Annotated in this window: 16 protein-coding genes; 11 read left to right on the top strand and 5 right to left on the bottom strand. The window is 66.5% G+C overall.

Features of this window, described 5'->3' with window-relative positions; genetic code table 11:
* Positions 1–250: 250 nt before the first annotated feature.
* The 7 genes from ACW9UR_RS01685 to rnhA all read left to right on the top strand — a co-directional run bounded on the left by ACW9UR_RS01685 (position 251) and on the right by rnhA (position 4,394).
* Complete coding sequence (locus ACW9UR_RS01685) at positions 251–820, top strand: LabA-like NYN domain-containing protein (RefSeq protein WP_458915162.1); 570 nt, start codon at positions 251–253, stop codon at positions 818–820.
* A 41-nt stretch (positions 821–861) separates the two neighbouring features.
* Positions 862–1,446, top strand: a complete 585-nt coding sequence (locus ACW9UR_RS01690) for a uracil-DNA glycosylase (RefSeq protein WP_458915163.1) — start codon at positions 862–864, stop codon at positions 1,444–1,446.
* A gap of 6 nt (positions 1,447–1,452) precedes the next feature.
* Positions 1,453–1,887, top strand: a complete 435-nt coding sequence (locus ACW9UR_RS01695; RefSeq protein ID WP_458915164.1) for a YqaA family protein — start codon at positions 1,453–1,455, stop codon at positions 1,885–1,887.
* Positions 1,888–1,956: 69 nt separating this feature from the next.
* Positions 1,957–2,916, top strand: a complete 960-nt coding sequence (gene ispH / locus ACW9UR_RS01700; RefSeq protein ID WP_458915165.1) for a 4-hydroxy-3-methylbut-2-enyl diphosphate reductase — start codon at positions 1,957–1,959, stop codon at positions 2,914–2,916.
* Positions 2,916–3,347 (top strand): DUF3429 domain-containing protein, encoded by a 432-nt coding sequence (locus ACW9UR_RS01705; protein WP_458915166.1) that lies wholly within the window; start codon positions 2,916–2,918, stop codon positions 3,345–3,347. Before ispH ends, ACW9UR_RS01705 begins: the two co-directional genes overlap by 1 nt.
* Positions 3,344–3,943 (top strand): class I SAM-dependent methyltransferase, encoded by a 600-nt coding sequence (locus tag ACW9UR_RS01710; RefSeq protein ID WP_458915167.1) that lies wholly within the window; start codon positions 3,344–3,346, stop codon positions 3,941–3,943. The genes ACW9UR_RS01705 and ACW9UR_RS01710 overlap by 4 nt, the downstream gene beginning before the upstream one ends.
* The gene (rnhA, locus tag ACW9UR_RS01715; RefSeq protein ID WP_458915168.1) at positions 3,936–4,394 is read left to right on the top strand and encodes a ribonuclease HI; all 459 of its coding nucleotides are present in this window, start codon (positions 3,936–3,938) and stop codon (positions 4,392–4,394) included. Before ACW9UR_RS01710 ends, rnhA begins: the two co-directional genes overlap by 8 nt.
* An 82-nt stretch (positions 4,395–4,476) precedes the next feature.
* Here rnhA and ACW9UR_RS01720 read toward each other — a convergent pair whose 3' ends face one another.
* The 5 genes from ACW9UR_RS01720 to def (ACW9UR_RS01740) all read right to left on the bottom strand — a co-directional run bounded on the left by ACW9UR_RS01720 (position 4,477) and on the right by def (ACW9UR_RS01740) (position 7,371).
* Positions 4,477–4,713 (bottom strand): GlsB/YeaQ/YmgE family stress response membrane protein, encoded by a 237-nt coding sequence (locus ACW9UR_RS01720; RefSeq protein ID WP_458915169.1) that lies wholly within the window; start codon positions 4,711–4,713, stop codon positions 4,477–4,479.
* Between the two features lie 61 nt (positions 4,714–4,774).
* Positions 4,775–5,677: a methionyl-tRNA formyltransferase gene (gene fmt, locus ACW9UR_RS01725; protein WP_458915170.1), complete on the bottom strand. Its 903-nt coding sequence runs from the start codon at positions 5,675–5,677 to the stop codon at positions 4,775–4,777.
* Positions 5,677–6,189: a peptide deformylase gene (gene def, locus ACW9UR_RS01730; RefSeq protein WP_458915171.1), complete on the bottom strand. Its 513-nt coding sequence runs from the start codon at positions 6,187–6,189 to the stop codon at positions 5,677–5,679. Before def (ACW9UR_RS01730) ends, fmt begins: the two co-directional genes overlap by 1 nt.
* The gene (locus ACW9UR_RS01735) at positions 6,186–6,833 is read right to left on the bottom strand and encodes an HNH endonuclease (RefSeq protein ID WP_458915172.1); all 648 of its coding nucleotides are present in this window, start codon (positions 6,831–6,833) and stop codon (positions 6,186–6,188) included. Before ACW9UR_RS01735 ends, def (ACW9UR_RS01730) begins: the two co-directional genes overlap by 4 nt.
* 19 nt (positions 6,834–6,852) lie before the next feature.
* Positions 6,853–7,371: a peptide deformylase gene (def, locus tag ACW9UR_RS01740; RefSeq protein ID WP_458915173.1), complete on the bottom strand. Its 519-nt coding sequence runs from the start codon at positions 7,369–7,371 to the stop codon at positions 6,853–6,855.
* Positions 7,372–7,487: 116 nt separating this feature from the next.
* Here def (ACW9UR_RS01740) and ACW9UR_RS01745 point away from each other — a divergent pair, with 116 nt between their 5' ends.
* The 4 genes from ACW9UR_RS01745 (at position 7,488) to ACW9UR_RS01760 (ending at position 12,133) form a co-directional block, all read left to right on the top strand.
* Positions 7,488–8,663: a MalY/PatB family protein gene (locus tag ACW9UR_RS01745; RefSeq protein WP_458915174.1), complete on the top strand. Its 1,176-nt coding sequence runs from the start codon at positions 7,488–7,490 to the stop codon at positions 8,661–8,663.
* A gap of 116 nt (positions 8,664–8,779) precedes the next feature.
* Positions 8,780–10,078: a multidrug effflux MFS transporter gene (locus ACW9UR_RS01750; protein ID WP_458915175.1), complete on the top strand. Its 1,299-nt coding sequence runs from the start codon at positions 8,780–8,782 to the stop codon at positions 10,076–10,078.
* 79 nt (positions 10,079–10,157) lie between these two features.
* A complete protein-coding gene (locus ACW9UR_RS01755) occupies positions 10,158–11,117 on the top strand; it encodes an L-malyl-CoA/beta-methylmalyl-CoA lyase (RefSeq protein ID WP_458915176.1) in 960 nt (319 codons plus the stop codon).
* 158 nt (positions 11,118–11,275) lie between these two features.
* On the top strand, positions 11,276–12,133 hold the full coding sequence (locus tag ACW9UR_RS01760) for a class I SAM-dependent methyltransferase (protein ID WP_458915177.1): 858 nt from the start codon (positions 11,276–11,278) through the stop codon (positions 12,131–12,133).
* Positions 12,134–12,206 lie beyond the last annotated feature (73 nt).

The following is a 12,206-nucleotide window of genomic DNA, read 5'->3' on the forward strand; positions in this document are numbered from 1 at the left end:
AAAGCACTCAGATACGCATCCGCCGCGGGAAATGCAAGAGCGATCCGGGGTGCGCCGCATCTTGCTAGCCCCTTGTTCTGCGGCATTAGTTGACGCCGCTGGAAACCTATCCGAATGGATATAAAATAGAGATTGCGGATAACCGGGCTTTTCTATGCGCCCGCGACAGTCTAGTTTTGCAACCGTTGTCAAATTTTCCAGGCCTTTCGATTTTCCGTCGCGCTGGCCTCTGGATTTAGGAGCCGGAACCATGTTCTACCGGGACGAGCGCCTGGCGCTGTTCATTGATGGGTCGAACCTTTACGCCGCAGCGAAAGCTCTCGGCTTCGATATCGACTACAAGTTGTTGCGCGCAGAGTTCATGCGTCGCGGTAAACTGCTTCGGGCCTTCTACTATACCGCCCTGCTCGAGACCGAGGAGTATTCCCCGATCCGTCCGCTGGTGGATTGGCTGAACTACAATGGCTTCAGCATGGTTACCAAGCCGGCGAAGGAGTTCACCGACTCGGCCGGGCGCCGGAAGGTGAAAGGCAACATGGACATCGAGCTGGCCGTGGATGCGATGGAACTGGCGCCGCATGTCGACCACATCGTCCTGTTCTCGGGCGACGGTGACTTCCGCCCGCTCGTCGAGAGCCTTCAACGCTCTGGCGTGCGCGTCTCGGTTGTTTCGACGATCCGCTCGCAGCCGCCGATGATCGCGGACGAACTGCGCCGGCAAGCCGACAACTTCATCGAGTTGGAAGACCTGCGCGAAGTCATCGGCCGTCCCCCGCGCGAGGACAGCCCCCGTGCTCAGCGCGACAGCGACGACAACTGAGACCTGAACCACCCCGGAAATGCACGCGTTGCCAGCGCCTGGTGAGCTATCGCCGGGCGCTGGCTGCCGAGCACCCGGACTGGTGGGGCGGGGCGGTCCCGTCCTTCGGACCTGACAGCGCGCGCTTGCTGGTGCTGGGCCTCGCTCCGGGACGGATGGGGGCGCATCGGACCGGGCGCGCCTTCACCGGCGACGCCTCCGGTTGGCCCTTGTTCGAGGCCCTGACGGCCAATGGCTTCACCCGTGGCAGCTTCGACAACCGGCCTGACGACGGGCTTGAACTGGTCGATTGCATGATCTCCAACGCCGTGCGCTGCGTCCCGCCCGAGAACCGGCCCACCGGGGCCGAGCTGGCCGCCTGCCGCCCCTATCTCTCGGCCCGGATCTCGGCGCTGCCGAACCTGCGCGCCGTGCTCTGCCTTGGCCGCGTCGCGCACGAAGCGCTGCTGCGCGCGCTTGGCAGGCGGCTGGCGGATCATCCCTTCGCGCACGGCGCACGCCACGACATCGAGAACCTGGCCGTGTTCGACAGCTACCACTGCTCGCGCTACAACTTGAACACGGGGCGGCTGACGCCGCAGATGTTCCACGCGGTCGTCCGGGAGGTCGCCGCCGAGCTTGCCTGAGGCGCGATGTCCGAATCCCTTGTGTCGCTCGTCGGCCTGTTCGTGGCTGCTTTCGGCGCGGCAACGCTGCTGCCCTTCCAGTCCGAGATCGTCTTCGTCGGCCTGCAGTTGCGCGGCGAGACCGCGCCCTGGCTGCTTGTCGCCGTGGCAAGCGTCGGCAACACGCTGGGATCGGTACTGAACTGGGGCATCGGACGCTGGATCGAGCACTTTCGGGGCCGCCGTTGGTTCCCCGTCACAGACGCGCAGCTAGAAAAGGCGCAGGACTGGTACGCCCGCTGGGGGCTCTGGTCGCTGCTGGTCAGCTGGGCACCGCTGGGCGACGCGGTCACGGTGGTCGCCGGCATCATGCGCTGCCCGCTGCTGGTCTTCGTCGCCATCGTGGGCGCGGTAAAGACGGTGCGCTATGTACTTCTGCTGTGGGGCGTAGGGTTTCTCTGACCGGCCCGCTCTGGCATCCCGGGCCGCCAATCCATATAGTCCGCCCGAACCCGAATATCGGAGGTCCGCATGACACCGCTGACGCTGTACCTGGCCGCGCCGCGGGGCTTTTGCGCCGGCGTCGATCGCGCCATCAAGATCGTCGAAATGGCGATCGAGAAATGGGGCGCGCCGGTCTATGTCCGGCACGAGATCGTGCATAACAAGTACGTCGTCGACGGCCTGCGCGAGAAAGGCGCAGTCTTCGTCGAGGAACTGGACGAATGCCCGCCTGACCGGCCGGTGATCTTCTCGGCCCATGGCGTGCCAAAGGCCGTCCCGGCCGAGGCCGAGCGCCGCGAGATGGTCTATGTCGACGCGACTTGCCCGCTGGTCTCGAAAGTGCATATCGAGGCCGACCGCCACTACGCCAACGGGCTGCAGATGGTCATGATCGGCCACGCCGGTCACCCCGAGACGGTCGGCACGATGGGGCAGTTGCCTGAGGGCGAGGTCCTTCTGGTCGAGACCGAGGCTGATGTCGCGACATTGACCCCCCGAGATCCCGAGCGGCTGGCGTTCATCACACAGACGACCCTGTCGGTGGACGATACCGCCGGGATCGTCGCTGCGCTGAAAGCGCGATTCCCGGCGATCGTCGGCCCGCACAAGGAAGACATCTGCTACGCCACCACCAACCGGCAGGATGCGGTGAAGGCGATGGCTCCGAAGATCGAGGCGCTGCTGGTGATCGGCGCGCCCAACTCGTCGAACTCCCGCCGTCTGGTCGAGGTCGGCAAGCGCGCCGGCTGCCGCTATGCGCAACTGGTGCAGCGGGCAGGGGACATCGACTGGCGCGCGCTCGAAGGCGCAGGTGCGGTGGGCATCACCGCCGGCGCCTCGGCCCCCGAGGAACTGGTCGAAGAGGTCATCGACGCGTTCCGCGCCCGCTATGACGTGACCATGCAGGAGGTCACGACCGCGGTCGAGAACGTCGAATTCAAGGTGCCTCGCGTGCTGCGGCAGGGTCCCGAGACGGTGCGCGCCTGATGGCCCGCGCTCGTGTCCCCCTTCCGGCTGCCGTGCTGGGCGCGGCGGGGCTGCTGCCCTTCGCCGCCGGGGCGCTGGCGGCGCATGGGCTGATGCCCGGCATCTCGAACCCGTTTACCGGGCTCCTAATCCTACAAACCTACGGCGCCGCGATCCTGGCGTTCATGGGGGGCTGCCTGTGGGGCTTTGCCGCGCAGGCGGGCAGGGCAGGCTGGCTCGAGTTGAGCCTTGCGGTCATTCCGGCCCTCTGGGCCTTTGCGGCGAATTTCGCCGTCGATGCGGTGGGCGCGCTGTTCGCGGGCTTTGTCGTGCTATTGCTGCTCGACCTGGTGATCGTGGGGCGCGAGCTCGGCCCGGACTGGTGGCTGCGCCTGCGGCTGCCGGTGAGCGCGGGCGTGCTGATCTGTCTTGCTACGGGGATGGCCGCGTGAGCGCCGACCCCGCGACGCTGGCTTTCTTCGACGAGAACGCTCAGACCTTTGGCGACCACGCCGAGGCGCATGCGGACCATGCGCGATTGGACGCCTTTGCTAAGGAGCTGTCCGAGGGCGGGCGCGTGCTGGACTATGGCTGCGGCACCGGCTGGGCCTCGGCCGCGCTGATCGAGAAGGGTTTCCGGGCGGACGCCACCGACGCCAGCGACGCGATGATAGCCGAGGCGCAGCGGCGTCACGGACTTACCCCGCGCAAGGCGGTGTTTCGCACGCTCTCGGTCCGGCAGCGCTATGACGGGATCTGGTGCTGGAATGCGCTGCACCATGCCGAGCGGGCCGACCGCGCGGCGATCTTCGAACGCATGGGCACCGCGCTGCGCCCGGGCGCGCCGCTGTTCCTGTCGGTGCTCAAGGGCCCGGTGGACTGGCGCGACGAGCGCGGCTGCCTGTATTCCCCCTTCCGCGAGGACGAGATGACGGACCTTCTGACCAGCGGCGGCTTCGATACGCCAGACTACGACCACGGCACCGGACGGCTGTTTGACGGCAAGCCGGTGTTGATGCTCTACGTGCGGGCACGCGCGAATGGCTGAGATCGTGGCCTATACTGACGGCGCTTGTTCGGGCAATCCCGGACCGGGCGGTTGGGGCGTGGTCATGCAGGCGCGCGACGGCGAACGCGTGATCAAGGAGCGCGAACTGTCGGGCGGCGAGGCGCAGACCACCAACAACCGGATGGAATTGACCGCAGCCATCGAGGCCCTGCGCGCGCTCGGCCGCCCAACGGCGGTTCGGATCGTGACCGACAGCACCTATGTCCGCGACGGCATCACCAAGTGGGTCCACGGCTGGAAGCGCAACGGCTGGAAGACGGCGGCGAAGAAGCCGGTGAAGAACGAGGAGCTCTGGCGCGCGCTCGACGAGGCGGCGCAGGCTCATGACGTCACCTGGGACTGGATCAAGGGCCACGCCGGCCACCCGGAGAATGAACGTGCTGACGAATTGGCGCGCGGCGGCATGGAACCGTTCAAGCGCGCGGGGTGAATGATCTGGCGGCGGTCCGTTGGGCCGTCGCCCGATGCCTCCGGCGGGGATATTTGAGGAAAGTGGAAGACGGGGCGCGCCGTCAGCCGTTCCGCAGGCTCGTCCAGAGCCAGAGCGCGGCGAGGGCGCCGAGGATGCCGCCCAGCAGGCCAACGAAGGCGCCGAGCAGCCAGAGGCCGAGCCAGAGCAGCACATAGCCGACAACCGCGCCGCCGGCTCCTAGAGCGATCGAGGTTGGGGCGCCAAGCCGCAGCTCCATTGCCCGGTCGCCGAGAAGGCCGACCAGCGCACCGAGAAAGATCAGAAGCAGGAATTCCATGGCGCGCGTCCCTTTCGTTGCCGGGCACAGTCTAGCGCGGGTCGGCCGCATCGGGAACCGCTCAGCCGAGCTGGGTGCCTTGGAGCAGGGGCATGCCGCGCAGGAAGCTGTCCGCGTCCTGAACCGCGCGGCCCGCGCGCTGGGCGCGGGTGATCTCGACCGCGCCCGTGCCGCAGGCGACGGTAAAGCCGTCCAGAACCGTTCCGGGGGTGCCGGATCTGGCAACCGGGCGCGCGCCGAGCAGCTTGATCCGCTCGCCGTCGGCTTCCGTCCAGGCACCGGGGAAGGGGGCGAGGCCGCGGACCTGCCGTGCGATCTCGTCTGCCGGTTTGCTCCAGTCGACGCGCGCCTCGGCCTTGTCGATCTTCGCGGCATAGGTGACCCCGTCCTCGGGCTGGGGTTCCTCGGGCAGCGGCAGGCGGGCGAGGGTGTCCGTGACCAGGTCGGCGCCGATCTGCGCGAGGCGATCGTGCAGGTCGCCCGTGGTCTCTTCCGGACCGATCGGCGTGGCGGCACGGCTGAGGACGGGGCCGGTGTCGAGCCCCGCCTCCATCCGCATGATGCAGACGCCGGTCTCGGCATCCCCGGCTATGATGGCCCGGTGGATCGGCGCGGCGCCGCGCCAGCGCGGCAGCAGCGACGCGTGGATGTTCAGGCACCCCTGTTTCGGCGCATCGAGGATCGCCTGCGGCAGGATCAGCCCGTAGGCGGCGACAACGGCCAGATCGGCGTCCAGCGCCGCGAACTCTGCCTGTTCTTCGGGCCCTTTCAGGCTCGCCGGGTGCAGCACCGGCAGCCCAAGCACCTCGGCCCGGGCCTGGACTGGCGAGGGGCGCGGCTTCTTGCCCCGGCCTGCCGGGCGCGGCGGTTGGGTGTAGACACAGACGATTTCGTGCCCGGCCGCGTGCAGCGCCTCCAGCGCCGGCACAGCGAAATCCGGGGTTCCCATGTAGACCAGGCGCATCAGCTGCTCCTTTTCGCCGTGCGTTGCCGCTTGGCGTGCTTATGCAGCAGCATCCGCCGCTTGACCGGGCCCAGCCGGTCGATGAAAAGCCGCCCCTCGAGGTGGTCGACCTGGTGCTGCACGGAGCGCGCCCAGAGACCCTTCAGATGCTGCTCGCGGCGCGCGCCGGTCTCGTCCAGCCACTCAACGGTGACTTCGCGTGGGCGTGCCACGTCAGCCCAGAGGCCGGGCAGGTTCGGGCTGCCCTCCTGTCCCGCCTCGGTCTCCAGCGACCATTCCAGGATCTTCGGGTTCGCCATGCGCAGCGGCTGGCGGTCAGTCCCGGCGTCGACCACGGCCAGCCGCAGCGAAACGCCCAGCTGAGGCGCCGCTAGGCCCACGCCAGGCATGGCATACATCGCCTCCAGCATCTCGTCCCAAAGCGCGTGGGCCGCGTCATCCACGGCCAGAACGGGCGAGGCGACCTGGGCGAGGCGCTTGTCGGGGTACATGACGTAGGGGCGGGGGCTCATGAGCGAAGCACGTGCTCCAACCCATCCCAATCATTCTTCACCGGCTCTCGGTAAAGCGGGTTCAACAATGCGACTTCCTCGAGAAGGAAGTCATTCCTTCCAAAGTTGCACGGCGCGCAAGTGATTGCCATGTTGTCCATCCCATTGTCCCCGCCGCGGCTGTGAGAGACCAGGTGGTCATACTGAAGCCACATTGCCTGGAAAGCGGTATGCTGCGAGGAATTGGTGCTGCCCCAACGCAGGGCGTCAGGGTAGGCCTTGCGAAGTAGCGTGCGTACTTCCGAACGGATCACCGGGATTCCGCAAAAGCGGCAATGATGTCCGTCCCGCTCGATCAAAGCGCGCTTGATCGCTACGCTAGGCATCCTGGTTTCGACGCGTTGTTCTTTGGCCAGGATAGGCGAAACGTCCTCGATCTTCCTGTAGCGGTGGATACTGGCAGATGTCTTGCCCCAAAGTGCCTCAGTCCACTCGGCGATTATCGGGATATCAGCCATCCGAAGCGCGTCTTGGGCTGCTGCAAGGTCGCCGCTGACATGTTGCCTGCCCGCTTCTATCAGGAAGTCCTGTGCGACGAAAATTTCCGGGATCGGCTCCAGAAGGCATGTTCGCGGCGGAAGTCTGGTGTAATCAGGCTCGGCCATCTTTCCTCCCGGCCGCGGCTCAGCCGCGGGCGCGCTCCTTTTTCAGCTTCTTCATCTTCTGGGTCACCATCGTCCGGCGCACCGGGCTCAGGTAGTCGATGAAGAGCTTGCCATCGAGGTGGTCCAGCTCGTGCTGCGCGCAGATCGCCCAGGTGCCGTCGAACTCGCGCTCCTGCAGGGCGCCGTTCTCGTCCAGGTACCTCAGGCGGATCTTTTCGTGCCGGTCGACGTCGGCGTAGTAGTCGGGGATCGACAGGCAGCCCTCTTCCGAGGTGACGATCTCATCCGAGGCCCAGGTGATCTCGGGGTTGATGCAGACCGTGGGGGCGGTGCCGGGTTCTTCCCGCTCGCAATCCATGGTGAAGATCCGGCGCAGCACGCCGATCTGCGGCGCGGCCAGACCGATGCCGGGCGCGTCGTACATCGTCTCTAGCATGTCCTCGGCCAGCTTGCGCACGTCGTCGTCCACCGTCTCGACGGGCGGGACGACCTTGCGCAGGCGCGGGTCGGGATGGATCAGGATGGGCCTCAGCGTCATGCGCAGGCACTTAGGCGATCCCGCGCGCCGCTGCAAGCGCCTGGCTCGCCGGCCGGGGTTGCGGGGGACGCTGCAGACGCTAGGTTGAAAGCGAACATCAAGCGGACTTTCCACCTATGACATTCGACTTCGACAAGCCGGTGGACCGGCGTCAGACCAACTGCTCGAAATGGGACAATATGCTGGATGCGACCGGCGTTTCGCCCGATGACGGGCTGGCGATGTGGGTCGCGGACATGGACTTCCAGGCCCCCGCGGCGGTCAACGCGACACTGCGCGCGTTGGCGGATCACGGGGTGCATGGCTATTTCGGCGATGACCGCGCCTACAAGGCGGCGATCCAGGGATGGCTGGCGGCCCGGCACGGCTGGCAGGTGAAGCCCGAGTGGATCCTCTCGGCGCCGGGGCTGGTTTCGGCGGTGGCGATGTGCCTGCAGGCGCTGACCGAGAAGGGCGACGGTGTCGTACTGTTCACGCCCGTCTACCATGCCTTCCACCGGATCATCAAAGCCAACGATCGGCGTGTCGTCGAAAGCCCGTTGGTCGAGCGGGACGGCCGCTACGTCATGGATCTCGAGGCGCTGGCGGGGCAGCTCGACGGATCCGAGAAGATGGTCATCCTCTGCTCGCCGCACAATCCGGGCGGCCGCGTCTGGTCCGAGGAAGAGCTGCGCGAGCTGGGCGATTTCTGCGCGCTGCATGACCTGCTGCTGATCTCGGACGAAGTACACATGGATCTGGTTTACCCGGGCAACCGGCATCGGATGACGGCGCTTGCTGTACCGGGGATAGAGGACCGGCTGATCACCCTCTATGGGCCGGGCAAGGTCTTCGGGATCAACGGCGCGCTGATCGGCGAGCTGGTGATCGAGAACGAGACGCTGCGCCGCAAGGTTGCGCATGCGCTCTCTGCTGCCGGGCTTGGGTTGAACCGGAACGCTGCGATGATGACCACCGCCGCCTTCGCCCACGGCGCCGAATGGGCCGACGCGCTGGTCGCCTATCTCGACGAAAACCGGCGTATGTTCGAGGAGCGGGTGAATGCGCTGCCAGGGGTGCGCTGCATGCCGCTCGATTCGACCTTCCTCGCCTGGGTGGACTTCTCGGGCACCGGGATGGACCGCGAGGAATTCACTCGCCGGGTGAAGGAGGATGCCCGGATTGCTGTCAACGAAGGCCCGAGCTTCGGCGCAGGGGGCGAGACATGGTTGCGGTTCAACCTCGCCACTCGCCGAGCGTTGGTAGCCGACGCGTTGGAGCGGCTGGAACATGCGTTCGCCGATCTTCAGTAGGCAAATGTGACCGCCGGGCTTGCATGCCCGGCGCCCTCAGGGCAGCGTGAAGAACGCCCGATTCACCGGGTGGTTGTATTTTGTGCCGCCGTACGCGGAATTCGAAAGTTCGCTCCATGATGCACGACTCCCCGCCCGACCCTGCACAGGTTCCGGCGGCCGCGCGCCAGTCCGGCGGCCCGAGTACGGTTGCGGGCAAGTCGGTCTGGCTGGACCGGACGACCGCACCGCGCGTCGTCACGCTGGTCCTGATCGCGGGGCTGGGCGCGCTCAACATGAACATCTTCCTGCCGACGCTTCCGGCGATGTCGGAGTATTTCCAGGCCGACTACGCGCTGGTGCAGCTTGCGGTCTCGGCCTACCTGGGCGTTACGGCGGTGCTTCAACTGGTGATTGGCCCACTCTCGGACCGCTACGGTCGCCGGCCGGTGATGCTGAGCGGGCTGGCGATCTTCATGCTGGCGACCGTCGGCTGCCTTCTGGCCACCAACATCACGACCTTCCTCGTTTTCCGGATGATCCAGGCAACGGTGGCAACGGGGATCGTGCTCAGCCGGGCGATCGTGCGCGACATGGTCAGCGCCGACAAGGCGGCGTCGATGATCGGCTATGTCACCATGGGCATGTCTTTGGTGCCGATGGTCGGTCCGGTGCTCGGCGGTGTGCTGGGCGAGGTATTCGGTTGGAAATCGACCTTCCTGTGCACTTTTCTCTTCGGCATCATCGTCTCGGTCATCGTCTATTTCGATATGGGCGAGACGAACCGCGCGACCTCGTCCAGTTTCGGGGCGCAGTTCCGAAGCTATCCCGAACTGGTCCGCTCGCGTCGGTTCTGGGGCTATGCGCTGATCTGCGCCTTCGCCTCCGGCGGGTTCTTCGCGTTCCTTGGTGGCGGCCCCTGGGTGGCGACCCAGGTTCTGGGAATGGAGCCTGGCGAGACCGGGCTCTACTTCGGGTTCATCGCGGTGGGTTACATGATCGGCAACGGCCTGTCGGGCCGCTTCGCTGAGCGGGTGGGCCTCAACGGCATGGTCATGGCCGGGTCGATCGTCGCCGTGTCCGGAATCGCGCTGTCTTCGCTTTTCTTCCTGGCGGGCTGGCAGACGCCGCTGTCGCTGTTCGGCCCAATCCTGCTGGTGGGCCTCGGCAATGGGATCACCTTGCCAAGCGCGAATGCGGGCGTGGTTTCCGTCCGGCCGCACCTGGCTGGCTCGGCCTCTGGGCTTGGCGGGGCGCTGATGATCGGCGGCGGCGCGGCGCTCTCGGCAATCACCGGCGCGTTGCTGGGTCCAGATACCGGAGCCTGGCCCCTGCTCCTGATGATGCTGGGATCGCTGGCGATGGGTGTTGTCGCGTCGGGCTACGTGTTCCACCGGGCCCGCGTCGTGGCGGCGCAGGGGGGCGATCCGCTCTGATCCGCGCTTGACATGGCGCGGCAATATCGTGATCCATTCGCGCGACACATTGAAATTTCATTGCGCAAGGATCTTGCCCATGAGCTTCCGCGTTCAGCCCGCGCCGCCCGCCCGTCCGAACCGCTGCCAGCTGTTCGGCCCTGGCTCGCGGCCCGCGATCTTTCCGAAGATGGCTGCTTCGGCTGCCGACGTCATCAACCTCGACCTCGAAGACAGCGTTGCGCCGGGCGACAAGGAGCAGGCTCGGGCGAACGTCATCGCCGCGACGAAAGAGATTGAATGGGGTAGCAAGACACTGTCGGTCAGGATCAACGGGCTCGACACTCCGTTCTGGTACCGCGACGTGGTCGATCTGCTGGAGCAGGCGGGCGATCGGCTGGACCAGATCATGATCCCCAAAGTCGGCTGTGCGGCTGACGTCTATGCAGTCGATGCGGTGGTTTCGGCCGTCGAGACCGCAATGGGGCGGAGCAAGCCGATCAGCTTCGAGGTCATCATCGAGACCGCCGCAGGATTCGCGCATGTAGAGGACATTGCCGCTTCCTCGCCCCGGTTGGCGGCAATGAGCCTCGGCGCCGCCGATTTCGCGGCATCCATGGGTATGGCGACGACCGGCATCGGCGGCACGCAAGAAAACTACTATATGGTCGCGCCGGACGGCGCGCGGCACTGGCCCGACCCATGGCACGGAGTGACAGCGGCCATCGTCGCTGCCTGCCGCACCCACGGCGTCCTGCCGGTCGACGGCCCGTTCGGAGATTTCTCGGATTCCGCCGGGTTCGAGGCTCAGGCCCGCCGTGCCGCGACTCTCGGCATGGTTGGCAAATGGGCGATCCACCCCAGCCAGGTCGCGGCTGCCAATGCAGTATTCACCCCGTCGGACGAGGCAGTGACCGAAGCGCGCGAGATCCTCGCAGCGATGGAGAAGGCCGAGGCCGAAGGCGCGGGCGCCGCTGTCTACAAGGGCCGACTGGTGGATATCGCCTCGGTCCGTCAGGCTCGGGTGATCGTCGAGCAGGCCGAGATGATCGCCGGCTGAACCTGACATCCGGCGATCCGTAGCCCGCATCCGGCACGGCGAACGCCGCTGGCTCGGGCAACGATGCCGCATGCCGCGGAAACGGCAGGTGCCAAATTCGCCCCTGTGCGGACAGGGCGCGGCGCGCTACCTTTGCTCGGCGGCCTTGGGGGATGGCGATGAGCATTCAGGACAATTCCGAGCAGCAGGAGTTCTGGTCAGGCCAGCAGGGCGAGACCTGGTTGCGCAACGCGCATGTTTTCGACCGGTTGTTTGCGACCGTCGACGGGCTGCTGTTGGATGCGGCGTTGCCTGCACCAGGTGAGCATGTGCTGGACATGGGCAGCGGATCGGGGGCGACCTCGCGCGCTTTCGCAGCGCTAGTCGCGCCGGGAGGTTCGGTGCTTGGGCTGGACATCTCGCCCCTGATGGTCGCCCGCGCCGCCGATATCAGCCGCGAGGAGGGGGGCGCGAACGTCACGTTCACCGAAGGCGACGCGGCGACCGCTGAACTGCCCCATGCCGCGCATGACGTTCTGGTTTCGCGCTTCGGCGCTATGTTCTTCGCCGACCCGGTGGCGGGATACCGCGCCCTGCGCGGTACGCTGAAACCCGGAGGCCGCATGGTCCTAGCCTGCTGGGCCGACATGGCGTCGAACCCGATGTTCGGCATGCCGACGCGGCTGGGGATCGAGCACTTCGGCCCGCAGGAAGCGAGCGATCCGCACGCGCCGGGGCCGATGGCCTTCGCGGATGTCGGAAGGGTCGAGGGCATCCTGCGTGACGCCGGATTCGATGATGTGCGCGGCCGCCCTGTCGACCTGCACCTCTGCCACCCGGGTGGGATTGAGGCTACGCTCCCTGTGTTCAATGAACTCGGTCCGCTCGGCCGCATGCAGCGCGAACATGAAGCCGACGAGCAGACCCGCGCCGCGTTGTCGAAGCGGCTCCGCTCCGAACTGGCGCAGTTCGTCACCGCGGACGGGGTTTTGCGCCTGCCTGCGCGGATCAATCTCTACACCGCCCGCCGACGTTGACACCTGCCGCTGAATTGTTGCGCCGCCGTTGCAATCGGGGCTGTCGCGGGTCATATGTGCCCCCAAGAAAACA

The sequence above is a fragment of the Halovulum sp. GXIMD14794 genome, assembly GCF_054457455.1.

Excerpts from the sequence above, each read along its gene's own strand:
- ACW9UR_RS01695 (WP_458915164.1), top strand. The coding sequence starts at position 1,453 with ATGTCCGAATCCCTTGTGTCGCTCGTCGGCCTGTTCGTGGCTGCTTTC.
- ACW9UR_RS01735 (WP_458915172.1), bottom strand. The coding sequence starts at position 6,833 with ATGGCCGAGCCTGATTACACCAGACTTCCGCCGCGAACATGCCTTCTG.
- fmt (WP_458915170.1), bottom strand. The coding sequence starts at position 5,677 with ATGCGCCTGGTCTACATGGGAACCCCGGATTTCGCTGTGCCGGCGCTG.
- ispH (WP_458915165.1), top strand. The coding sequence starts at position 1,957 with ATGACACCGCTGACGCTGTACCTGGCCGCGCCGCGGGGCTTTTGCGCC.
- ACW9UR_RS01755 (WP_458915176.1), top strand. The coding sequence starts at position 10,158 with ATGAGCTTCCGCGTTCAGCCCGCGCCGCCCGCCCGTCCGAACCGCTGC.
- ACW9UR_RS01705 (WP_458915166.1), top strand. The coding sequence starts at position 2,916 with ATGGCCCGCGCTCGTGTCCCCCTTCCGGCTGCCGTGCTGGGCGCGGCG.
- ACW9UR_RS01750 (WP_458915175.1), top strand. The coding sequence starts at position 8,780 with ATGATGCACGACTCCCCGCCCGACCCTGCACAGGTTCCGGCGGCCGCG.
- ACW9UR_RS01720 (WP_458915169.1), bottom strand. The coding sequence starts at position 4,713 with ATGGAATTCCTGCTTCTGATCTTTCTCGGTGCGCTGGTCGGCCTTCTC.
- def (WP_458915171.1), bottom strand. The coding sequence starts at position 6,189 with ATGAGCCCCCGCCCCTACGTCATGTACCCCGACAAGCGCCTCGCCCAG.
- rnhA (WP_458915168.1), top strand. The coding sequence starts at position 3,936 with ATGGCTGAGATCGTGGCCTATACTGACGGCGCTTGTTCGGGCAATCCC.
- ACW9UR_RS01760 (WP_458915177.1), top strand. The coding sequence starts at position 11,276 with ATGAGCATTCAGGACAATTCCGAGCAGCAGGAGTTCTGGTCAGGCCAG.
- ACW9UR_RS01685 (WP_458915162.1), top strand. The coding sequence starts at position 251 with ATGTTCTACCGGGACGAGCGCCTGGCGCTGTTCATTGATGGGTCGAAC.
- def (WP_458915173.1), bottom strand. The coding sequence starts at position 7,371 with ATGACGCTGAGGCCCATCCTGATCCATCCCGACCCGCGCCTGCGCAAG.
- ACW9UR_RS01745 (WP_458915174.1), top strand. The coding sequence starts at position 7,488 with ATGACATTCGACTTCGACAAGCCGGTGGACCGGCGTCAGACCAACTGC.